The sequence below is a fragment of the Methylobacterium sp. AC832 genome, assembly GCF_979256025.1.
This window is the reverse complement of record NZ_CEEDMV010000001.1, coordinates 238,302-261,309: the sequence shown is the minus strand read 5'-3', so window position 1 is coordinate 261,309 and position 23,008 is coordinate 238,302. Positions and strand designations below refer to the sequence as shown.

At 67.1% G+C, this 23,008-nt stretch carries 17 protein-coding genes; 3 read left to right on the top strand and 14 right to left on the bottom strand.

The genetic code is table 11. The features are described 5' to 3' along the window. Positions 1-105: 105 nt before the first annotated feature. Positions 106-681 carry a sigma-70 family RNA polymerase sigma factor gene (locus AC0IXR_RS01235; protein WP_207413911.1) on the bottom strand — a complete coding sequence of 192 codons (576 nt, stop codon included), beginning with the start codon at positions 679-681 and terminating at the stop codon, positions 106-108. Then, on the bottom strand, positions 681-986 hold the full coding sequence (locus tag AC0IXR_RS01230) for a NepR family anti-sigma factor (protein ID WP_471759462.1): 306 nt from the start codon (positions 984-986) through the stop codon (positions 681-683). The genes AC0IXR_RS01235 and AC0IXR_RS01230 overlap by 1 nt, the downstream gene beginning before the upstream one ends. 451 nt (positions 987-1,437) lie before the next feature. On the opposite strand from AC0IXR_RS01230, the gene AC0IXR_RS01225 reads away from it, so the two are divergent. Next, positions 1,438-2,568, top strand: a complete 1,131-nt coding sequence (locus tag AC0IXR_RS01225) for a mechanosensitive ion channel family protein (protein ID WP_471759461.1) — start codon at positions 1,438-1,440, stop codon at positions 2,566-2,568. 106 nt (positions 2,569-2,674) lie between these two features. Then, a complete protein-coding gene (locus AC0IXR_RS01220; RefSeq protein ID WP_471759460.1) occupies positions 2,675-3,838 on the top strand; it encodes a dimethylmenaquinone methyltransferase in 1,164 nt (387 codons plus the stop codon). 10 nt (positions 3,839-3,848) lie between these two features. Here AC0IXR_RS01220 and AC0IXR_RS01215 read toward each other — a convergent pair whose 3' ends face one another. The 3 genes from AC0IXR_RS01215 to AC0IXR_RS01205 all read right to left on the bottom strand — a co-directional run bounded on the left by AC0IXR_RS01215 (position 3,849) and on the right by AC0IXR_RS01205 (position 6,568). Beyond that, on the bottom strand, positions 3,849-4,406 hold the full coding sequence (locus tag AC0IXR_RS01215) for a TetR/AcrR family transcriptional regulator (protein WP_471759459.1): 558 nt from the start codon (positions 4,404-4,406) through the stop codon (positions 3,849-3,851). A gap of 120 nt (positions 4,407-4,526) precedes the next feature. Next, a complete protein-coding gene (locus AC0IXR_RS01210) occupies positions 4,527-5,570 on the bottom strand; it encodes an LLM class flavin-dependent oxidoreductase (protein ID WP_471759458.1) in 1,044 nt (347 codons plus the stop codon). Positions 5,571-5,575: 5 nt separating this feature from the next. Next, positions 5,576-6,568, bottom strand: a complete 993-nt coding sequence (locus AC0IXR_RS01205; protein ID WP_056428012.1) for an ABC transporter substrate-binding protein — start codon at positions 6,566-6,568, stop codon at positions 5,576-5,578. 737 nt (positions 6,569-7,305) lie between these two features. On the opposite strand from AC0IXR_RS01205, the gene AC0IXR_RS01200 reads away from it, so the two are divergent. Then, positions 7,306-7,470 (top strand): hypothetical protein, encoded by a 165-nt coding sequence (locus AC0IXR_RS01200; protein ID WP_471759457.1) that lies wholly within the window; start codon positions 7,306-7,308, stop codon positions 7,468-7,470. Positions 7,471-7,687: 217 nt separating this feature from the next. Here the strand turns inward: AC0IXR_RS01200 and bcsN are convergent, their stop codons facing one another. The 9 genes from bcsN to AC0IXR_RS01155 all read right to left on the bottom strand — a co-directional run bounded on the left by bcsN (position 7,688) and on the right by AC0IXR_RS01155 (position 22,746). After that, positions 7,688-8,683: a cellulose biosynthesis protein BcsN gene (gene bcsN, locus AC0IXR_RS01195; RefSeq protein WP_471759456.1), complete on the bottom strand. Its 996-nt coding sequence runs from the start codon at positions 8,681-8,683 to the stop codon at positions 7,688-7,690. Then, the gene (locus tag AC0IXR_RS01190; protein ID WP_471759455.1) at positions 8,680-10,725 is read right to left on the bottom strand and encodes a hypothetical protein; all 2,046 of its coding nucleotides are present in this window, start codon (positions 10,723-10,725) and stop codon (positions 8,680-8,682) included. The genes bcsN and AC0IXR_RS01190 overlap by 4 nt, the downstream gene beginning before the upstream one ends. Beyond that, positions 10,710-11,891 (bottom strand): glycosyl hydrolase family 8, encoded by a 1,182-nt coding sequence (locus tag AC0IXR_RS01185; protein WP_471759454.1) that lies wholly within the window; start codon positions 11,889-11,891, stop codon positions 10,710-10,712. The genes AC0IXR_RS01190 and AC0IXR_RS01185 overlap by 16 nt, the downstream gene beginning before the upstream one ends. Continuing rightward, positions 11,888-14,425 carry a cellulose biosynthesis cyclic di-GMP-binding regulatory protein BcsB gene (locus tag AC0IXR_RS01180; protein WP_471759453.1) on the bottom strand — a complete coding sequence of 846 codons (2,538 nt, stop codon included), beginning with the start codon at positions 14,423-14,425 and terminating at the stop codon, positions 11,888-11,890. The genes AC0IXR_RS01185 and AC0IXR_RS01180 overlap by 4 nt, the downstream gene beginning before the upstream one ends. An 11-nt stretch (positions 14,426-14,436) precedes the next feature. Then, positions 14,437-16,857 (bottom strand): UDP-forming cellulose synthase catalytic subunit, encoded by a 2,421-nt coding sequence (bcsA, locus tag AC0IXR_RS01175; RefSeq protein ID WP_056428023.1) that lies wholly within the window; start codon positions 16,855-16,857, stop codon positions 14,437-14,439. A 318-nt stretch (positions 16,858-17,175) separates the two neighbouring features. Continuing rightward, positions 17,176-17,925, bottom strand: a complete 750-nt coding sequence (gene bcsS, locus AC0IXR_RS01170; protein WP_056428626.1) for a cellulose biosynthesis protein BcsS — start codon at positions 17,923-17,925, stop codon at positions 17,176-17,178. Positions 17,926-18,309: 384 nt separating this feature from the next. Then, positions 18,310-20,886, bottom strand: coding sequence for a cache domain-containing protein (locus tag AC0IXR_RS01165; protein WP_471759452.1), 2,577 nt, complete (start codon positions 20,884-20,886; stop codon positions 18,310-18,312). Between the two features lie 248 nt (positions 20,887-21,134). Next, positions 21,135-22,193 (bottom strand): zinc ribbon domain-containing protein, encoded by a 1,059-nt coding sequence (locus AC0IXR_RS01160; RefSeq protein WP_056428028.1) that lies wholly within the window; start codon positions 22,191-22,193, stop codon positions 21,135-21,137. A 298-nt stretch (positions 22,194-22,491) separates the two neighbouring features. Continuing rightward, positions 22,492-22,746 (bottom strand): hypothetical protein, encoded by a 255-nt coding sequence (locus AC0IXR_RS01155; RefSeq protein WP_471759451.1) that lies wholly within the window; start codon positions 22,744-22,746, stop codon positions 22,492-22,494. Between the last annotated feature and the right edge of the window lie 262 nt (positions 22,747-23,008).

Below are 23,008 nucleotides of genomic sequence, written 5' to 3'. Positions count from 1 at the left end.
GAGGCGCGCGAGTGTCCACTGCCGCTCACTCGCGCAGCTGGGCCCCGATGAGAAGACGTCATCGAGGCCCGCTATCAGGAACCGCGTTTTGCGGAGCGGGCAGGATCAGGCACCGCCCAAGGCCGCCCGTGTGAGTGCGTCGGCCCCGATATCCTCGGTGCCGTTCATGCCCAGTGTTTCGATCAGCCGGCCACGGGCGCGGCTGACACGGCTTTTCATCGTTCCCACGGCGACACCGCAGATCTCGGCGGCCTCCTCGTAGGTGAAGCTCTGCGCGCCGACGAGGACGAGGGCCTCGCGCTGGCTCAGCGGCAGCAGGTCGAGGGCGGCCTGGAACTCCCGCATCTCCACCCGGATCTCCTGCTCGGGCAGGCTGGTGAGCCGCGCGGCATGGACGCCGTCGGCATCCTCCACCTCGCGCTTGCGCTTGCGTTGCTCGGAATAGAACAGGTTGCGCAGGATGGTGAACAGCCAGGCCGTCAGGTTCGTGCCCCGCGTGAAGCTGTCCGCCTTGGTCCAGGCACGGACCAGCGTGTCTTGAACGAGGTCGTCGCTGCGATCGAGATCGTAGGTCAACGAATAGGCGAACGCTCTCAGGGCCGGAATCGCACCGAGCAGAAGCTCACGCATCTCGGTATCGGCGCCCGAGGGCGTACCGACGGGATGGGTATGGCAGCTCATCATGAGGTCTCCCGCGAAGCAGGCTTGGCCGCGAGTTCGGCGAGAAGGGTCTCGAAACGGTCGGGGAGCGGCAGATCCAGGACGTTGCCGTAGAGAATGCGGAGGTTTCGGCCGATCCGGCGCCGGGACTCCGTGTCCATGCCGGCTCGGTCCATGCCGACTTGTGCGACGCCCAGACCGGGGCCGGCCATGGCTTCCGCTTCCGCAGACGACGCTTCGCCGCCGCAGGCGTGGTCACGGGGGACCCGTTTCCCCACGTCCAGCACCTCGAAAGGGCCGTGGATATCGCTGGCGTCGATCGTCATGGTTCTCCACCGTTATGTCGGTGTCGGTCCTAGTGACGAGCGCTTTAACGCGTTCTGAAAAATGTATTCAGAAACCTTTAAGCTTGTAAAAGCAGCGTCTCTCGCGCGATTCGATGTGTTGAAAGACATCTTATGCGGAAGCACAGCCAGATCAAGCTGAGCCGTAGATTCACACTACATTTACAAATCTGGATGGATGCTGAACGAGAACGGTTCCCCGCGCGGGGATGATGAAGGCCGGACCGACCGATTCACGAATCCTAACGGTTTTATGCGCCTCGACGCGGCGCGTAGGGACATCGATCGCGCCGCCTGAAATCGAGCGGAAATATGAATTTCCGGCCTCGAATGTCCCTTCGGTATCGCACGGTTGTGCACCGCACGGGGCTGCCTGTGCGGCGCGGAACCGCCATCCAACGGGATCATTGGCCCTGCTGATACAGGAGGTCCGATGCCGATCATCCAATCGCTCGCAGGCGATGCGATCCGCTGGCTCACTTGGCTGCCCTGGTGGACGCAGACCCTCGCTCTCGTCGCCGGGTGCTGTGCCGTGGTCCTCCCGCTCCATGGCGTCGTTTTCCGCGCCATGCAGCGCGCAGTGGCTGATCGGAGCCTGTTCTGGCGATCCCTGGTCTCGCGGACTCATGGACCGAGCCGTCTCGCGCTGCTGATCGTTTCCGTCACGGCGGCGTCGTCTGCCGCACCCCTCTCATGGGACGTGCGGATCGTCCTCAACCAGATCCTCGTCGTCGCGCTCGTGGCGCTGGCCGGCTGGTGCTGCGCCACCGCGCTGCATATCGCGACAGTGATCTACCTGCGCCGGTTCAAGCTCGACGCGGAGGACAACCTTCTTGCGCGCAAGCACTTCACCCAGATGCGAATTCTGGAACGCGCCGGCGTGACGCTCGTCGCGCTGCTGACCATCTCCATCGCGCTGATGACCTTCGAGCCGGTCCGGCAGTACGGCGTCAGCCTGCTCGCCTCGGCCGGGGCGGCGGGGCTGATCCTGGGTCTCGCAATGCAGCCCGTCCTCTCGAACCTCGTGGCGGGCATCCAGATCGCGATCACGCAGCCGATCCGAATCGAGGATGCGGTGATCGTGGAGAACGAGTGGGGCTGGGTCGAGGAGATCAACTCCACCTATGTGGTCATCCGGCTCTGGGACTGGCGCCGCCTCGTCCTGCCGCTGACCTACTTCATCCAGAAGCCCTTCCAGAACTGGACCCGCGAGGGCGCCTCGCTCATCGGCAGCGTCTTCCTCTATGTCGATCACCGCGCGCCGGTGGAGGCGATGCGGGCGAAGCTTTCCGAGATCGCGGCGCAGTCGCGTCTTTGGGACCGCAACGTCGTCAATCTCCAGGTCTCGGACGCCAGGGAGAGCGTCATCGAGATCCGCATGCTGGTGAGCGCCCGCAACGCTCCGCAGGCATGGGACCTGCGCTGCGAGGTGCGCGAAAAGATGATCTTCTTCCTGCAGACGGAATATCCGGGTGCCCTGCCGCGCCAGCGGGCGGAATGGATGCAGGCGGAGGCTGCGCCCCTCCCCCGGCAGGAGCCGGAAATTCCGCGCCGCGCGGCGTAACGCGCCGCCGCCGGGGAATTTCACCCGATCCCCGGTGGTATGGCTCGCCGAGCCCGCCCGTCTGGCCCATAAGGCGAGCGGAAGACCCGAGCCACGAGGACGAACCTTGACCGTCACCCAGCTGACCCACCACGACCTCGACGGCTACGGAGCCTCGACCATCGTCGGTGCCTTCCTCGACGTGTCGCGGATCGTCCATATCCCGCGCTATGCCGATGTCGGCCCGGTGGTCGACGCGGAATTGAAGCGGCTCTCCCGCGCCCAGGCGCCCGAATGCCTGATCATGACGGATCTCGGCCTGGAGGCCGTGGCCGTCACCTTCATCACCCGGTTCACTTCCATGAACTTGCGTCGCGACGAGGCAGCGCGGCACCGGCTGATCGTGCTCGACCACCATGCCTCCTCCCTCGACCAGCTGCGCGACCAGGGCCTCACCCTCGAGCCCGTGCCGGAGAGACCCGGCCTCACCAAGGTCGAACTCTCCGACCCGAACGTAGTCGTCCTCATCGACGAGGACCGCTGTGCCACCCGCCTCGCCTACGAGCATCGGGAGCTCTACGCGTCGCGTGAGGTGGAGGCCGGGACGACCGAGGAACTCGAGACGCTTGTCGCTGCCGTCGATGCCCTCGACCTATGGAAGAAGGAGCGCCCGACATTCCGGGGCGGCCTCGCCTTGGATGAGATCTTCTGGGACAATGTCGCGACCCTGATCCCGGTGGGCCATCCCTGGCATGACCGCTTCATCAGCGCGCTGCTGCGGGCTGTCTCCGCCCTGTTGCGCGAGGGGGCATCGCCGGCCCGCGTCGAGGCCGAGATCGCCGCGACCCGGCGTCGCCTCGTGGATGCGCTCCTCGCCGACGAGCCTCAGGACGACCCGACCCTCACCACCCGCATGCGGATGGCCCGAGCGCTCGCCCGGTCGGATGCCCTGTTCCAGCGACTCTCGGATGGGACGATGCTGTCCTTCGGCCTCGATTCGGGCATGTTCCAGCGCGTGTCCGACCTCGTGATGGAGAGCGGCAGGGCGACCCGCGTCGTCAATGTCCAGCGCACGGGCTCGCTGTCGTTCCGCTCGAACAACGAAACGGCGCTGGACGGTGCGCGCAAGTTCCGTGGCGGTGGCCACAAGGATGCGGCCGGCGGCAAGCTGAATGCCGGATCGGCCTTCTCCCTGGCCGATGCCGTCTCCCAGGTGGAGCCGGTGCTCAACCCGCCCCAGCCCGATCCGGCCTCCAGCCCCTTCGCGGCGCTCAAGCCCTGGAAGGGCTGAACCTCGCTCCTCAGCCGACCTTGCCCGTGGTGAGGACGCCGCGGGCCGCCGCCAGCACCTCCTCGCTGAGCTCATCGTCGTCGATGGCACGGGCCAGGGCGACGGCTCCGATCATGAGTGACAGGCTCGCCAAGGCCCGCTGGCGCCGCCGCTTCGCCAGGGCCGCGGGAAGCAGGCCGGTCATGCGCTCGATCAGGTCTCGGGCCCCGTGAAGAAACCGCGCCCGCAGCGGAGAACCCGGCGCTTCACGCGACACGTCATTGGCCAGACACGCCAGTGGACAGCCGAGGCCCGGGTTCCGAACGTGGCCGAGAGTCAGGTAACCCGCCATCCAACCGTCGAGATCGTCAGGGCGCCAGTTCTGGTTGGCCGCCAAGTCGAACGCCTCGACCGCCAGCGCCTCCTTGCTGGCGAACTGGCCGTAGAAACCGCCATGCGTCAGGCCCGCCGAGGCCATGATGTCGGCGACGCCGACGCCATGCAGTCCGCGCTCGCGGAACAGGGCCGCGGCGACCTCGACCACCCGTTGCCGGTTCAGCTTGGCCTGCGCCTGTGAAACCTTTGGCACGGTGAGATCCTCCTGCTTGACCTCCCAACATATAGATGATCGGCCTCATGCAAAAGGGGGCATCGCGACGGCGATCCAGGGCAGTCGATGCCACCGGTCCTGATTCTTCGTGTCGCGGGCTCACCGCACGCGTGGCAGCATCTCCTTCGCAAAGCGCCGCATCTCGGCCTCGAACGGCTGAAACTGCAGCATGAACAGGTCGATGCCGGAGCCATGAAAGGCGCGGATGCGTGCGGCGACGGTCTCGTAGCTGCCGACGAGCCCGGCCGCCGTGCCGCCATTGGTGCCGACATGCTGGGCCGCCGCCGCATCGGTCTTGGCGAACATCACGCTGGCGGCGTCGGTACGGGCCCTCGTGGCATTCCGTAGCCCCTCGTCGCGCCGCGCCAGGGCGAGGAGCCGGGCATGCTCGGCCTCAGCCTCGGCATCCGTCTCGCGGGCGATCACGAAGGCGGAGAGGCCGTAGCGCAGCGGCCCGTTGGCGGCGGGCCGGCGCGCCACGTCCGCGATCAGGGCCCTGACATCGTCGAGCGGCTGTCCGTTGATGAACCAGACATCCGCCCGCTCCGCCGCCAGGGCGCGGGCCGGCTCGGATTCGCCGCCGAGATAGACCGTCGGCCGTGGCCGAAAGGTCCCGGCCGGGCGCAACTGGTAATCCTCGACATGGAAATGCCGGCCCGCATGGGTCACGCGTTCGCCCCGCATGAGCCGGTCCACGAGGCCGATCCATTCCCGGCCATAGGCGTAGCGGTCGTCATGGGCCGGGAAGGGCAGGCCCGCCCGCTCGAACTCGGCCTTGTTCCAGGCATTCACGAGGTTGAGGGCGAAGCGACCCTCGCTCACATGCTCGATCTGCAGGGCCATCTTGGCGAGCACGACCGGATGGTAGAGCCCCGGCTTGATCGCCGCGATGATCTCGATGCGACGGGTCAGGGCGGCGAGCGCAGCGGAGGCGGTCCAGGCTTCCAGCTGGTCGCGCTCGTCGTCGTAAGGGTTCGCCGTGTGCTGGGCCACTAGGACCGAGTCGAAGCCCAGTGCCTCGGCCTCCAGCACCAGAGCCCGGTTGCGCATCCAGCTGGCATCGTCCGGCTCGTCCGGATCGTGGTGGGACGCGCGCGAGCCGTGGACGGCCGCCCAGATCCCGAAACGGGGCGCATCGCTCATGCGCGTCACCCCGCCCGCGCGGCGGGCGGTTGCCAGATCGCCACCCCGGTGGCGTCGAGCTTGCGGGGGATCAGCTTGGCCTCATAGAACGTATCGGCGATCTCCTGCTGCTCGCCGAGTTCGGCACGGGTCACGGGAGTGACCTCGTAGGTCCGGCGGCGGTTCACCGTCGCGACGATGTCGGGGGACAGGTCGCCCCAGATCGGGGCCAGCAGCGCCACCGCGGCGTCCGGCTCGGCCTTCGCCCACCGGCCGGCTTCCTTCAGGGCCTCGTAGACCGTGGCGACGACCTGCGGGTTCTCGGCCACGAAACGGTCATTGGCGAGGAAATAGCGGTGATAGCTCGACAGGCCGGTGGCGTCGGCCAGCACGCGCACCGGCCGCTTGGACTGCGCGATGGCAAGAAAGGGGTCCCAGATGACCCAGGCATCGAGACTGCCCTGGTTGAACGCGACGAGCCCCTCGGGCGCCTGGAGATAGGCCGGCTTGATATCGGGGAAGCCGAGACCGGCCTTCTTCAGCGCCGCCGCCAGGATGAAATGGCAGCCCGACCCACGCGATACGCCGACCGTCCGGCCCTTCAGGTCGGCGATGGAGCGGATGGGCGATTCGGCCGGTACGATGATCGCCTCGGCGGAAGGAACACCGATCTCGCGCGCGTAGAAGGTGAGCTGAGCGTTGGCGGCCTGAGTGAAGATCGGGATGGCATCCGCCACGTCCGCGTGCAGATCGACGGCCCCCGCATTCATCGGCTCGATCACGCTGGTGAACAGATGCCAGGACGGCGCGAAGCCAAGGGGCTTCAGACGCTCGTCCAAGGTGCCCTTCGCCTTCAGGATGGTGAGCAGGGTCGAGGAGCGCTGGTAGCTTAGGCGGACGGTGCGCTCGGCGGCGTGCACCGCCGGCGATCCGAGCGACAGGCTCGCTGCCACTCCTAAGCCGGCACGCAGAATCGTCCGGCGCGAGGGGGATGCTCCGCCCGGAGTGTCGTGATTCATCTTCGTCTCCAGGGTGAGAAAAGCACGTCCGGTACGAGCCTATTACAAGATGAAGCCCCACACAGATCCAGGCAGTGCCGGCGGATCTGCGGCTTGACCAAGCATAGGCACCGACCGACCCCGGTGTCTTACCGAGATGCTTTACTTCTCCGCAAGAAAACAGTTTTTTGAATTTCCCCGCCTTCGCGGACGAATATTTCCCACCCCCTCGTCGTTGAGATGCTTATCCTTCAAGATGGCGACAGCGATGCCATTCGTTCTCGAAACGGCACGTTCCATGGCTTAAAGCAGTCGCTCGAGACCCTGCAACGGGTCGAGCGCCGGAGATGCACCAGCAAGGACCGCAGATCGTGGTTCGGTGTGAGGATGCAGAGGCCGCCAGTCCAGGACCAGTCGCCACAGGCACAAGCACGGCGGCAGGATCGAAGCCTGCGAGGCATTCGCGTCTCGAAGGCCTGCGACGCCCATGAGTCGCGACGCTAAGCCAACCGACCTTCCATCCCCGATCCTGCTCGCGGGAAACCAAGCATCTTAAGTACATCATTCTAAAATTGAAGATGACGCGCGATTAAATCTTTAATAATTCCAACAATCCAAATAGAATAATTCCGATTACGATTGTTTCCATGGCCACGCGACAGATCACGACGGCCTGGATGGCCAAATGGTCGGCATAATGAGGACCGGGCTCGGGCAGGTGTCCCTTGTCGAAATGCTGCATCGGAAAAGCGGCCCCCATGATGCGCAAAAATTTAAGATCTTGGATAATTTATAGAAAAATTCGCAACCTTTCAAAAGAGCAGAAGGAGTATCCGTCAGGGTTGTCAAACGCGAATGTGGCAATCGATGAGACATCGATCGCCGCCCGGTCGCAAGAAGGCGCCGCCGCCATGGATGCATGATCTCGGCCTGCCTCCCGGGATTGGACACCACTGTCAGCAGGCGCCAAGGCATGGCGTGAAGATTGTCATCGAAGCACGGTCGGCGAACCGGATCCGCCTTCTCCGCGTCGGCGAGCGACCGCTTCCGTCGCGCCCTCGCGCATCCCCACACCGGGAGGCGCCAGGAACACGTCGCCGAAGATGGGCGAAGAGTTCGCAAACAGATGTGGCGTCGGCGCTACGGCGGCGGGCGATAGGCCCGGATCGGCAGATCGGGGGACAGGCGGTCCTCCGTCTCCACGCTCGTGGGGGCAGCGGGTTTCGGCGCGGCGACGGGAGCCGTTGGCGCGAGCGTGGGGGCCGGATCGGTGATGTAGCGCGGGGCGCCCGTGGCGGGACCGGCCGGCAGCGGAACGGCGGTGCCCGCGGCAGGCGGCGACGGGATCGTGGGGGAAGCGCGCTCCACGACAGGAACCGGGGCGCGCCGGCCGTCATCGGCTTTCTGGTTTCGTGCGCTCGGCCGTTCCATGGCACCGGGCGGCTGCGCGGCCGCCTTCGCGGGCTCCTTCGAAGCGCGGGCGGACGGTGCCTCGCGCCGGGGCTTGGGCGCCGCGCGGGTGGATACGTGCGGTCGTCCGCCCTCGCGCCCGGCACCGAGGGAGAGGTTCATGCGTTCGAGGCCGGAGACGAGATCCGCGAGGGTCGCGGTAGCCGTCCGGCACAGGCTCACCCGGAGGGACGCCGCGCGCTCGGTGCTTCCGCCGAAGAGACTGTCAGGGGCCGATCGCCCGCCGGATCGCGGAGCGAGATCGATCCATTGCCAGGCGTAGAGGCAGTTGCTGCCCACCGCGAGGCCCACGGGGCCATAGGCGTTCCGCTTGGGAACGGTGGAGACGCGCATGCCCTCCCCGGGAAAGCGCGCCAGGAGTTCCGCGGCGATGCCGAGGCGGGTCGGCTTCGCCATGGTCAGGGCGGAGCCGAAGCGCCCCCCCGCATCGGCTCCGTTGCGAACGCTGATCTCGGCGTAGTTGCGCGGGCCACCGGCAAAGGTCACGCGCTGGGCGAAGCCATCGCGAAAGGCGGTCTGCGCCACATCCGAGACGCGGCCCGCGCCGGGGATCTCGACCACGGATTGCGCGAGAGCGGCCCGTGTCGTGAAGGCCCACGGTAGGAGGACCAGGGCAGCGAAAACGCCGGATCGCAGGGAGGAGACCAACCGATGGGAGCGGATCATGGACGTTGCATCGAGCTCGGCGCGGTATCGGGCTGATCGTAGCCGCGATTGACGGCCTGCGAATTGGGCAAGGTGAAGCGGTCGGCCTCCGACGCAGCACGCTCCTGCGGGCCACGGTTCCGCGAGGCCTGCTGCGCCCGCCATAGGGTGCCCTCGCCCGGCTCCGACAGGGTGGAGGGCCGTTCGGAGCCGTCATAGCCCGGCAACAGGTTGAAGCCATAGCTCTCGTAGGGCATCGGCCCCGCTCCCGATACCCGGCGCGCGACGAGCGGCATGGTCTTCGAGGCGGGCGGCTCGGCCAGGAAGGCGCCGTCCTGCCGATCCGCGACCACCCGCGCCAGGGAGGGCGGAGCGTAGCGCAGGGGGTTCTCCGCCGACACCGCGAGGGGGAATTCGCTGCGCTGGACCGGCAGGGGCTTGGTCTGGCCGTCTCCCGACGCATCGGGTTTGGGCACCCGGCCATAGGCTGCCGTGTTGCGGGCCGGTGCGGTCGCGGCGGGAGCGGCGGAGGCGGCCGGTGCCGGGCGCCCCCCCTGGGACGGGGCTGCGTCCGCTGTCGCGGCGCAGGCCAGGGGTGGTCCGGCCGGCCCCTCGCGGAACAGGAGATCCACCACTTTGGGGAACAGGCCGTCGTAGCGGTTCACGATGGTGAGGTAATCCTGCTTCCGCTTGAGGCGCTGCAGCGACAGGGCATAGCCGGTCACCGCGGACTCGCTCGGAAGCCAAGCGACCGCGTGCTGGAACCATTCCAGCGCGGCCTCGAACTGGCACGAATTGTAGGCGTACCAGCCGAGGGCCTCGGCCCCCTCCCCCGACGCCGTGGCCAGGGTCACCTTCGCATAGCGGTTGATCCGCTCCAGATCGATGAAGCTGGGATTGGCCTGCGTCAGCCTGCGGCCCATGAGGTCGATGAACAGGATGCTGTTGCCGACATACTTGTCGCGCCAGGCATAGGCGACCTCCTCGGCCTCCCGCAGCATCCCGAGCTCGCGCAGGGTATGGGCGAGGCCATGGGCGATCATGGCATCGCCGCCGCGGCTGATGGCGAGCTTGAACCAGTCGAGGGCCGCGCGGAACTGGCGGTGGTTGTACGTGTACCAGCCGAGCAATCCGGTCTGGCTCGCATCGCCGGAGGCGCGGGCATAGGCTTGGAACGCGGCCATGTCCGCCGCGCTCGGCTCCTGGGCCGGAGCGCCGTGGAGATCCGCGACGATGCGGGCGCGGGTGATGTCGTTGGCGATCGCCTTGAACTCGGAGCCTCCGTCGGCATCCGTGCGCCCGATGGCGATGAGCTTCTCCGCCAGGACCATTGGCAAGGTCGACATCGCCTTCTGGATCGTGGCCAACCGCACGCTGGTGTCGTTGCTGGTGTCGAGCACGGTCTTGTAGAGGGCCAGGGCCTCGTCCGATCCGGCCGCTCCCCCTTCGGAGGCCAGGGCTTCCGCCGTGGTCCAGTAGCTTTCCACGTCGCTCGGATCGAGGGCGCTCGGGTCGGCCCGGTAGAGGGTAACGATATCCGCCGTCTTGCGCGCGGTGGTCAGGGCTTTCAGGCGGCTGCGGAAACTGGCCCGCAGGAGCTTGCGCGACAGTTCGTCGGAGGGGCGCCAGTTCGGGTCGGCAGCCCGGCGGGCCGCGATCGCCGCATCGAGGTCGTCGAAACGCCCTGCGGTGAACAGGTCCCAGAGCGGCGCCTCCTCAGGCGGGCTCGGCTGCAGGGTGTCGAGGTCGGTGGGTTCGACCCAGCCGGGATAGAGCTGCTTCAGCCGCGCCGCCTCGGCCTTCATCCGCGCCGTCTGCTTCTGCGACGCGTAGTAGCGCAGGGCGCTCTCATCGACCATGCCGGCGGCGGCGGAACTGCCGGGCACCGCAATGATCGCGGGCGCACGCGCCGCGTCGTCCGGGCTCTCGGTCTGCGCCGCCAACGGAGCGACGAGGCAGAACCCGGCGAGGGAGACGCCGCAGAGCAAGGCGAAACCCCGAGCCGCTCCCGTGGCGCGAGCGGTCGCCGGCCTCCCCCATCCGCGGATCACCGTGCCGGACATGACAGGTTCCTCATCTGCAGCGCCACCATCGACAGGAGGTGCAGCGTGGTCGGATAGTAGTTCTCGTTCCCCTGCGGCCGTCCGAACCCGTCGGGCAGCGGCATGCCCTTCCGGTCGCACAGGAGCAGCCCCGAGAGGGCGGTATAGCCGCTCTCGCTCAGGGACTCGACCGTCCGGCCGTCGGAGGTGTCGACGATGGGCAGGCGCTCCCGGTCGGGGCCGGACCAGAGCGCGACGAAGGGGTCGTAATCGCTCGGGCGCCCGACACCTGCCCAGACCATGTAGAGGGGAATGCGAATGGCGTTGTAGGAGAAGAGCGGCGGGAATCCATCCGCCGGACGCGGCTCCTCGCCCTTCAGGGAGATCCATTCGGTCGGCAGCTTCGCCGTCCCGAAGCGGGAGCGGCGGATCAGGTTGAGCCCGCTGGCGGTCACGGCCGCCCAGTCGAATTCGGGGGCCACGATGGGGAGCCGGGCGAAGGCCGGGAACACCCAGTAGGAGAGGTTGATCAGCGGCCCGTCCGCGCGTTCGGCTGCGGAGAAGCCGGAGACCGCCGGCAGCAGCAGTGCCCCGTTCTTGTCCTTGAACAGGATGGTCTTGCGCGCGACCTCCACGGCGATGCGCCGCGCGGCCACCCGGTACGAGGCCTCGTCCCAGGCCTCGGCCGCTTCGGTGAGGGCCCAGGCCACGAGGATGTCGCCGTCGGACGCGTCGTTGAGATCGGCCACCGCCGGTCGTTTGCCGGGCTCCCAGCGCCAGGCCAGCAGCTCGTCCGAGCGGACCATCAGGTTGGCGCGGGTCCATCCCCAGAGCCGTTCGAAGGTGGTCCGGTCATTGGCGGCGACCGCGAGAAGCATGCCGTAGCCCTGCCCTTCGCTGTGGCTGATCATACCGTTGGCGGTGTCCACCACGCGGCCCGCCTCGGTGATGAAGCGGGACCGGTAGGAGCGCCAGGCATCGGGATTCTTCAGGGAATCGGCGAGAACCGCCGGCTTCGAGGCTCCCGGCATGGCTTCGCCTTTCGCGGTGGGGGCGCCGGGGATCGCGGTGGCGGGTGGAACCGGCGAGGCGCCGTCCTGCGCCCTCGCGGGAACGATCCAGGGGCTCGCGACGGCCAGTGCCGCGCCGAAAACCAGGCCGAGAATGGGATGCACGGTGCGGGTCATCCGTTTTTCCGGCCGATATTGCGGACAAGGGACGTCGTCGTCAGGCCGAGGAGCAAGGCGAGCCCAAGGGTCAGCGCCACATAGATCGCCGGGTTCATAGAGAGCCAGCCGGCGGTGACGAGGCGAATGTTGGAGAGTGAGCGCGTCTTCGTCTCGACGAGCTCCACGTTCCGGGGAGCCACTGTCTCGAGGGATCCGTCCGAGGCATCGAGGAAGGCGAAGCGCCCATCGATCCGCGACCAGACCTCGGGATCGATGAGGCAGGCCGCCGAAGCCTTGAGCAGCAAGGCATTGGGGGCGGTGATCACGGTCACCGACCCGTCGAAGCCGTTCTGCGCCGCCGCCGCCGTCGGAAAGCCCTGGGCCATGATCAGGCTGGCGCCGGGGGGAACGGCGACCGTGGCGGGCGTCGATGGCGCCGCGCTGAACAAGGCGCGGGGGTCACCCACGACGGAGTTGAGCAAGGCCCTCCCCCGCTCGACGACGCCGTCCGCAGCTTCGAGGACGGGATGGCGCGCACGAAGGGTCTCGTCCCATTTCGTGACGAGATCACCGTCCGACAGTCTGGCCTGGGGCGAACGTCGCGCCTCGGCGGGCGCGGCGGAGGCAATGGTCGGGCTGGGGGCCGGCGCGCGTAAGGTCAGTTCGGGCAGGCTGCAGCGCGGCGGCAGGTTGCGGCGAAGCCGGTCCAGGGTCGGGGCCGGCACCGAGCCGGACTGGCCGGGCGCCCGCGCCGTTTCCGCGCGCGCCTGCCAGATCGTCCTGATCTGGTCCGGGTCGAGGCCCAGCCCCGACAGGGTCGAGGGAGACAGGGACCGCACCGGGGCGACGACGAGGGTCGGCCCGGGAGAGCCGCTCTGCATGTCGCCGGCGAGCTCGAAATCGATCATCCGCCCGGCGGCGCCCGCCAGTCTGGCGGCGAGGGTCGCGGCGGCCGCCACCGTGTCCTTGTCGAGGGTGGGCAGGACCAGACGCGGACGGCGTTCGGACTTGACGAAGGCCAGGGCCCCGCTCGTCGTCGCGGCGAGATCGGGAATCCTGGCCGCGTGCGCCAGGGTGGGAATCGACAGGCTCGCGCGGTCGAGGATGAGGAAGCGCTCACGCTTCGAATCCGTGGCGTTGAGACCGCAGGTCTCGTCCGCCGGGGCGGGAACTTGGGCCATGATCGCGACGCGGTTGAGGCCCGGACGCCACTTCGCCAGGGGCAGCGGGATCGTGTTGTTCTCGAACACCTCGCCGCGGGTCTGGGCCAGCGGCACGCTGGCAGCGTTGCTGCCGTTGAGATCCACGAGGATGCGGGCGTCCGAGGTCAGGCCGGACGCGTAGGCGCCCGCCAGGTTCAGCATGACCTTACCGTAGTCCGCCGGCAGGAAATCCGCCGGCAGGTAGACGTCGAAGGCGGTACGCAGCAGCCGCCCCGAGAATTCGCGAGTGGAGACGCCGAGGCTCTGCAGCGAGACCGTCTCGTCACCGTCCAGGATGGTGCCGCGTGCGAGGGACGCCGCCTTCAGGCCGGCGGGAGTGCCGTAGACCTCTCCTCCCCGCGCCAGGGCGGCGATGGCTTCCTCGATCTCGGCATAGCTGGTGCCCGTGACGACCAGGGTCGGTACCCGGTCCGGGCGCGGCGGCAGGACCACCAGCCTCGGCCCGCCGGTGGCGCCGATCGATTCGAGATCGGGCATCTCCCGTAATTCCGCCGCCGTCCCGACGATGAGGTTGAGACCCGACCGGCCCGACATGGGCGGGCCGAACTCCACCACCGGCCGGGCGATGCGACCGATCAGGCCCACCGCCTCCACCGCGTGGATCATGCGCTCGAGCCGGGGCAGGTTCGGCTTGTCGTTGGCGACCACCCGCACCGGCAGGGCGCCGCTATGGTCGGGCTCGAGGGCGGGAAGATCCTTGAGTTCGAGGCTGGCGGCGGCGACCGGCGCGACCACGAGCCCGGATCGCGACGGATCGATCTGCGTCCAGAGTTCGTAGGTGGCGTTGAGCGAGCAATCGACCCGGTGGCGCTGGCTGGCCTGCAGCGAGACGGCGTTGTAGCCGAGCTTGAGGCTTCCCTCCGGAATCTCGAACTCCACCACCTTCACCGCGCCCGGCGCCTGGATGTTGGTGCGTCCGACCACCGCACCGTTGACGCTCACGGTCAGTTCGGAGGCTTCGGGCGCGACCGAGATGGCCGAGAGGTAGGAAATGCGCAGGCGCGGGCGGCCCCGCGTCTGTGCTTCCGTCAGATAGACCGGGAAGCGCAGCGTCGCCTCCTCCCCCTCCATCCGGAACCCGTCGGTGGTGGCCGCGAGGCGACGCGCCGGGGCGATCCGGCCGACAGGCTCGCGCTGGACCTCCTCGGGGGGCGCGGCGGGGCGGGTTGCGGGCGGCGGGGCGTCCGGGCGGCGCATGGCATCGCCCACGGGCGGCACCGAGAAGCGCTCGGTCGGCCCCGATCCGAGGAAGCTCTGGGCTTGGCCGGCCGGCGTCTGCAGGATCAGGCCGAGGGCGCCAAGACAGGCGAGGACGCGAAAGGTCGACATGGTGATCTCCCTCACGTCCGCACGAGCGGGTCGTGCGACCCACGGCTCGCTTGCTTGCCCGAGCTTTCGAGAAGGCGGTCGTTCTCGAATTCCAGCATCAGCCGGACCCAGTCCGTCGCGGCCTCGCTGCCGGGAATGCGGCTCGATCCTTGGCGAACGACGAGGGGATTGTCGGACGGGCCGGGCGGGGTGGGCTGCGTGTCGGCGGGTGCGGTGAAAGGGGCCGGCTGCTGCACCAGGAGGGGGGCTTGCGCGCCTTGTTTCGGCAGGACCGGGCCTGCCTTGGCCACGGTCTCCGCCGTAGATGCATGTCCGCTCTTGAAGGCGTAGCTCGCCGCGCGGAACGGCTCGACCAGGCCCCACCAGATCAGCTGCAGCGTGCCGGAAAGGATGTTCTTGTGCCGGCGGCGGCTCTGCTGGAAGCGCAGGAGCGCACCGGCATCGCCGTACATCAGGCCCGCCAGCGCCCCGTATCCCTTGGGGTCGAGGGGCTGGAATTGGAGGTTGAGCACCATCTCGTCGCCCGATTGGGTCATTTCGCCGATCTCCACCGGCAGCGGTACCTGCACCGGAGCACCGTCGATGGGGACGACGGAGAGCTGGCCGGTGCGGTGCGTACTTCCAGCTCCCGGCGGCAGCGCCTCGGCGCCGAAACGGATCGTGCAGCCCAAAGCAGAGGCGCGTTCGATGGCGACATCGAGAGCGCGCCCCCCGAAGACGAGGCGGCCATGCCGGTTGATCGCCAGCGAGGGGCTCGCTTCGGTGGTCCTGCGCTCCGCCGCCACGCCGAGGGCCACGCCGGCGGTGAGGAGGTTGAAGAAGTTCCAGAGGCCCACGACCAGCATCAGGTTGGTGACGCCGGGCTCGAACAGATAGCGGTAGAGGGCCGTGCCGCAGCCGATGAGCAGGATGAAGTAGACCGCGAAATAGGGCCACGCCATGGGCGAGAGGTGGTCCTGATCGAGGGCGGCTCCCTTGGCGGTGACGTTGAAGGTCGGCTTGCGCGGCGAAACGATCACCGAAATGATGGCCCGGAAGAGATACAGGCCCTGGACGTATTCGTAGAGCTCCGAGACGAACGGCCAGCGAAACTTACCGTAGACGTAGTTCTGCATCATCAGGTTGATGACGATATAGGTCGCCGTATAGGCGATCGACTCATCGACGCTGGCGACGAAGATCTTCAGGTCGAAGAAGATGTGCAGCATGGGCGCGAACATGAAGATCATGCGCGGCACCGGAAAGAACCAGAACGTCATGCTCGACAGGTAGGCGAGCTTCTGGATCGGGTGGAGCCCGCGCTTGAACAGCGGGTTCTTGAGCATCAGGATCTGGAACATGCCCTGGCACCAGCGCGAGCGCTGGCCGATGAAGGCCACCAGCGTGTCGGGCTGCAGGCCGGCGATGAGCGGCGTGTCCACGTAGATGCTGTTCCAGCCGCGCGAATGCAGCTCGAAGGCGGTCTCGCAATCTTCGGTGATCGTGACGCCGGAGAAACCGCCGGCCTCGTCCAGCGCGCGCCGGCGCAGAAGAGCGGCGGACCCGCAGAAGAACGACCCGTTCCACTTGTCGAGGCCGCGCTGCGTCACCGAGTAGAACATCTCGTTCTCGGAGGGCATGCGGTCGAAGGTGCGCAGGTTCCGCTCGATCGGGTCCGGATTGAGGAAGGCGTGCGGGGTCTGAACCAGGAACAGGCGCGGGTCGGCCGCGAAATGGCCGATCGTCTCCCGCAGGAAGGAGCGGAACGGCACGTGGTCGGCATCGAGGACGACGATGATCTCGCCCTGCGAATGCTTGAGACCGTTATTGAGGTTGCCGGCCTTGGCGTGCTGGTTGCGCGGCCGGGTCAGATAGGTGACGCCGAGCGCCTTGCACAGGGATTGAAGCTCGCTGCGCCGCTGTATCGCCTCCTGCGCTTTCGCGGGGTCGGGATCGGCGCATTTCTGGTCGGTGCCGCCGTCATCGAGCAGCCAGACATGGAGCTTGTGGGCCGGGTAGTCGATGAGCTTGGCGGCGGACAGGGTCGTGGAGAGAATCCCCGCATCCTCGTTGTAGCTCGGAACGAAGATGTCGACGGTGGGCAGGTCCTCGGGCGGGCCCAGGGGCGGCGTGGCGCGGCGCAGCGGATCGGCGTTGATGATGAGGCTGATGAAGAGGATGAAGACGCAGTAGAGTTCGCCCAGCAGCAGGACGAGGCCGAACCCGAAGCTCACCGGATCGGACGGGGACGGCAACGTGTTCGTGACGCGCCAGAACATGTAGCGCAGGACCACGAGGCTCCCGAGAGCCAGGAAGACGAACCGCGCCGGCGGATTGTCGAAGAAAATCCATAGGATGCTCATCGCCACCATGGCGCATAGGCTCATCGCGAGCTGATCCTGCGTGCTGATCGGCTGACTCAGCAGAGCGAGAACGGCGACCGCGGACACCATCCACACGATCCAGCGCAATGCAGATCTCAAAACGAGTATCCCTTTGGGGGCGGGCAATCGGTCGGCACAAGCAATTATCGCGCGGGTGCATGAAGCTGTCGTGAGGAAGAATGCTTAACTTCCAGCATCCGACATCCACGGCAGCGTCAGGCATCGGACTCGGCCATTTTGCGGCCAACCGGTTGCGATTGTCTTGCTACGCTGAAAATCGAGAAATCTCGGTCTTAATATGTCGTTTAGGATGCAATTGGGCGGTTGCGACGCCGAAAAAGCGCGGAATGGTGTGACGCGTCGAAACGAAGCACGGCAGGCACGGCCTCAGAACGCGGCCCGGGCCTCCACACTGGAATAGTAGCCGCTGCCCTGGATCCGGTCCTTCACGTAGCCGACGCCCACGGCCATCTTGATCGGGCCGATGGAGAAGCCGGTGACATGGGCGCCGATGCGGTACTGGCTGAAGAAATTGTCGCCCAGGACCATGGCCTCGGGCCCGATATAGATTCCGTCGGCGACCATGTAGCCGGCGCGGAAGCGCGTGTAATAGGCGCTGAACTGCGTCGAGTAGGAGCCATAGGCCGAGACCATGGTGTTCTCGGTGGGCCGAGCGTAGAAATTCGCGGCGAGCTTGGCCCCGACTCCGGTTCCGATCACGGGGTTGTCCGGGTCGAGAATCGAGAGCTGGTTGCTTCTCACGTTGAAGCCGACGAAGCCGGCCAAGGCCGCGTCGCGCCAGATCCACTCGTAGCCGGCGCTGAGCGCGCCTTCCTGCTGGTAGCCGTTGACCCGCTGGGCGACGCCCTGGCCGGGATAGCTGTAGGTTCCGGCGACCGCCTCGACGCGAATACGCGGGCCGCTCTGAAGCAGAGTGCCTTCCGTGGCAAAGGTCCCCGTCACTGAACCGAAGGCCGAACTGTTCGAGGTGACAGCCGCCGAGGCATCCACGGCCGTGGTCCAGGCGTCGTCCCGCGCCACGGGCTCGGCGCCCGTGTACCAATCCGCCGCCTGAGCCGACATCCCGACGAGCAAAGCGGGGACGAGGACAGTAGCGAGAGTTGCAAAGCACTTCATGGGGGCACGACCCTGTTGTCCCGGCGCGCCCGGATGCATCCCTCAACGGGTACCGTTATCATCGACGCGTTTTCTTTTATGTTCCGTCAACGTTAACTGAGAGCTAACGACGGCCAGGAAGCCGACATTCTTCGTAAGCTTGCTGAAAACTTACTCGGCGACGCGCGATCTTGTGTCGCAACGGGACGAGAACGCTCAAGCCAATACGTCCGTGACAGGCCGGCTCATCCCGCGACGGGGGCGCGGCGACATCCGAGGCGGATGCCGCGATCATCGATCGCGGTCCGAGGATCGTCGGCCGGCGGGACGTGCGTCCCACGCCAGTCCAGCCACGAAGCCGCGATTGTCGATCCGAGCTCGCGGGACGAGGCGTCCCGCGCCTTGTCAGGCCGCGACCGCCGCGTTCTTGCGGGCAGCCTCGCGCATGACCGCCGCCAGGGCAGGATAGCGGAATGGCTTCTCGATATGCAGGAACGCGCGAGCGCTCGCCGGCAACTGTCCCCCCGGGCTCGCGAGAATGACGCGGATCTGAGGATGGCGGTTGGTCATGGTCACGGCCAATTGGAGCCCGCTCACCACGGGCATGGCCCAATCGGCGATCATGACATCGAAGGTCGCCGCTTCGTCAACGAGGGCCAGGGCATGCTCGGCTGAGCCCGCCTGGACGACATCGTGGCCGAGATCGGTGAGGGCATCGGCGAAGCTCTGGCGCACGAGGCTGTCGCTGTCGACGAGGAGCACCCGAAGGGCGGGCATCTGCGCGCCGGCTTCCTGCGCCTCGGTTTCGGAGGGCGCATCCCCGGCGCGGAGCCAGACTTCCGCGAGGAAGCCGGTGGCACTGCTGCCATCCGCCAGAAGTCTGAAACCACCTCCAACCTGGGTGAGGAGAGCCGCCACCGCCTTGGTCGCCTCGCTGTCGCTGGAGGGTATGGTCGTGGCATGGCGACCTGGCGTGCCGCTGGCCAGGATGATCCGCACGTAACGGCCGGAGGCGAGTGCGATCCCCTCGTCGTCGGAGAGCACCTTCTCGTCGGCACCGATGGCGAACCCTTCCGAGCCGATGTCGCGGACATGGAAGGCGAGGTTGAGAAGGACGGCCTCCAGAACCTTCTCGCTGCACAGGACCTTGGCGAGGCCCGGACGGATCCGGGTCTCCACCGAGGTCTGGTGCAGCACGTTGGCGCCCAGGAACGGGACGAAGGCGGTCAGCGTCACGGCCACGTCGGTTTCCTGCAGGCCGGAATCGTCGCGGCGCACGAAGTTGACGAGGCGCCGGGTCAGGCTCGATCCGCGTTGGGCGCCCGCCAGGGCGGCATCGATCAGGCGTGCCTGGTTCGAGGGAAGATCATGACGCCGTTGAAGGGTCGCCAGATTGGCGATGACGACGGTGAGCACGTTGTTGAAGTCGTGGATCACCCCATCCACCACCTTGCGCAGGACGGTACCGGTCCGAGATTCCACGGGACCATCGGTCTCCCGGCGACGCCGCTCGACCGGAGACGCGCTGCCCTCCGCCTCCGCGCCACCGACGAAATTCGGGTCCTTGACGGTCTCGCCGACGAATTCGCGGCTCAGCGCATGCAGGATCGTGGGCTTGGCCGACTGCGTCTCGTCCTCGGCGCGGATGAAACGGACGAAGAGACGCCGCTGGCCATTCTCCGCCAGACTTCCGGTGGTGCGCAGGACGACGTCATGCGGGCCGGGCTGGTCCAGCGCCGACCGCATCGTGAAATCCATCAGATCGCGATCGTCCGGGGCGATTCCGCTCTTGAGATCGGTGAGGGCGACGGCGCGGTCCGGAACCGCATGGTTCGCGTGCGTGGCGGGGTCGCTCCAGGTGACGCTGCCGGCCTCGGTGTCGATCTCCCAATAGGTCCAGCCCGACATGGATTCGAAGGTGCGGAAGCGCTCCCGGATGCGCGAGAGGGCCGAGCGCGTCTCCTGGAGTGCGCGGACACCGCTGCGCTCCCGTGCCACGAGGCGCTCTTCGTGTTCCGACAATTCCGCGATGCGCGAGGGCGACGAGACGCCCTGCTCGCTCTCGCCGATCAGCTTGAGCCGCCGCACGATGCGATCGCCGACGATCCAGCCGCCGCAGGCCGTCAGAAGACAGACGGCCAGCCACAGCACCACGCTCCCGTTATCGGGGAGGGAGGCCTCGATGCTCCGCGGCGCTCCGGCATTCGTCACGCGTGCGACAGCGAGCCAGCCCGACGGGGCGAGATCACGAAATCCTGCGCTCGGCGTCGCCTGTTCCACGACCTCCCGGGCACCAGACGTCTGTTGGGCCATGAGGCCCGAACTCGGCCGCGCATCGGGAGCGAGAATGGACAGGCCCATGACGCCGTTCGTCACGGGGCCGCTCGCCGTGGCAGAGGCGGCCAGCACCCTGTCCTGAATCTCGCCGATCCACGCCTCGTTCAGGCGGGCGACGAGAATGCCCTCTCCGCCGGCCGCAGGGCCCGGAACCGGCAGCGCGATGTCGAACACCGTCCGCCCGTTCGCCCCCGGAGACGGCACGGCGACGATGGCCTGGGAGGCCCTGGCGCGCAGGAACCAGGACCGGCCGGATACGTCCCGGCCGAAACCGAGATCGTTGCCGGCGACCTTCACGCGGCCATTTGGGCCCACCAGGTTGAGCTCGGCATAATCGGGACGCAACCTGAGCCATGCGCTCAGCACCGGCTGAAGCTCATCCGCATCGAGGCGCTGGGACGTCTGCTTCAGGGTGACGGCGAGCGTCTTGAGATCCTGGACGACGTCGTAGACCCCGCGATCGAGGGCGGCGGCGAAGCGCTGGGAGGCTTGGGCGGCCTCCAGCGGCTTGCGCGCCTCATCACGGCTCAGGTTGGAGACCGCGAGACTGCCCGAAACGACGAGGATGCCCACGAGCGCTGATGCTCCGGCCACTACGGCATAGAGCGATTTCATCGACATCAGGCTCAGGCTGAGCTTCTTCATCTCATCTCACGCTGATCGTTCTCGGCGTCACGCCGGGACCGCGTTCCTGACCGTCGGGGAGACATCAGACAGACAGATCAGCATTAAAAACTCTTTAAGCGCGGCGCTTAGCGGGTTGCAATCGTTCAGTGTTCCCAAGCGGAACCGGGCCGTTCCCCGCCCGCACGCGCCACGTCCCCCAGCCGGCCCGGCCGTCGGCCGCGGTCCGACGGTCCGCCGCTTATCTAACGCCCCTTGGGGTGTCACCGTCAGGTGGCGACAGGGCGCACCTCATGAGCGGACGGCGTTCCGCAGGCCCGGCAGAAGCGCTCGAAGGTGCTCTTGCGGTGGTCGCAGGTCGGGCAGCGTTCGAAGGCGCCGAGGCCGCAATGAGGGCAGAAGTTCAGGTTCGGGTCGTCGAGGGCGATCGGTCGTTCGCAGCCCGGGCAGGACTTCTTGGCGAGCCGCTCCAACGCCTGATCCGTGGCGATTTCGCCCCGGCGCTCCTCGGTCGGTCGCGTTTCCGCCAGCTTCTGCCGCTCGTTATAAGATTGCAGGGCACCGATCGCCGCACGGCCGGCGACGAGGGTCACGAGGACGCCGACGCCGTATTGCACGTAGCCGCCATAGCTCGGCAGATACGGAACGAGCTCGACGAAGAACGCGAAGGTCGCCGCAAAGGCGAAGCCCCAGACGAAGGGCCAGTTGCGGCCCCGCCGCCGCTTCAGCAACAGCCACCCAGCCAGCCCCAGGAGCGGCAGGGTCAAGGCGAGGCGATATCCGAAGACGCGCAGCTCCTGCTCCCGCTCGACGGCGTCGAGCTTGACCTGAGCCGCCGCGCGCAGGTCGCTCTCCGCTTGCGTCAGCGGTTCTTCCTGCTCGGAAAGGGCGAGCCGCGCCTTCGCCAGCCCTTCCAGCCGCTCTTCAATGGTCCGTTCCGCCCCCTTCAGCGCATCGAGCGCCTGCGTGCGCGCGATGAGGTCCGGATCCTGGTCGACGCGCTGCGTGGCGTCGCGGGTCTTCAGCCAATTGGCGAAAGTCTCGCGCGCAGCCTCCGAGGCCGAACGCGCGGCATCGAGAGCGAGCTGTTCCTGCTCCGTCCGGCGCCGGATGTCGTCCTGCTCCCGCCGGATCCGCTTGAGGGACTCGGCCGCCGCGCCATCGGCCGGTCCGTCGAGGAACTGTTCGAGGGTATAGCGGTGCTCGACCTGGGGCAGGTCACCGACGACGAGGGCGCCGAGGCCGATCAGGAACCAGCCGAAGAGAAAGGCGATGAGCCAAAGCCCGAGCGTCAACCAGCGTTCGGACAATCTTCGGCTGGACCGCATATCGTGCCCCCTGTCGATGGCCCCGCCCCCGCCTCGGATTCACGAGGTCGAGGCCGTCTCGCGCCCCCCCCGAAGGGACCGATATCGCGAGCTGGGCCATAAAGCCGACGGGTGTAGCCGCCTTCGCTCCGCGCGAACAGGTCAGTGCCGGCCATCCGCGATTGGGGAACAAGGCGAGGCGTGAAACTAGAAATTGCGAGGATGGGCAAAGCCATTACCTCTCCAGTCGGCGTGTGAAGGCAGCTTCAATGACCCTAAGCTGTTCTTCGTGTTACGATCCGTTTTCTCGGCTGGGTTTTTATGAAGGCTTCAGCTCGATCAGTTTCCGGCCAATATTGTACAGCCTCTTGTCGTCCTCCTGGGCGCATCGTGCTAGATTTGCAAGCTTATGGCTGTCGCGCTGGCCCATTTTAAACGCTTCGATCACGTGCCCTATTTCTTTTGCATCGCCCTTGCTGAAGGCCTCCCTCAACTCAGTGCGACCTTTTACATCCTGTCCTTGATTCAGGCTCCAGTCCAAGTCGTCTTTAACTGATTTCCAGTTTGCAGACATTATTTCCTCCCTTTGCCCCGTGCAGGACGAGAAAGAGGATACGCTTCTTTTTATCATCGTCGAGCAAATCCGCATGGGCGGCCTTGCTCGCGGGATCGCGGTCAACCTGCCTCCTGCTAGGGAGGCCGAATGACGTATCGCCGGTTATCGCTAGTCCTCCATACTGCATTCACATGCTCGTCCGCGCATGGAGGGCAAACGGATGGGCTACGACAACCCGCGACACGGCGAGTGGTCGTAGCCCATCCGTGACGACAGCCAC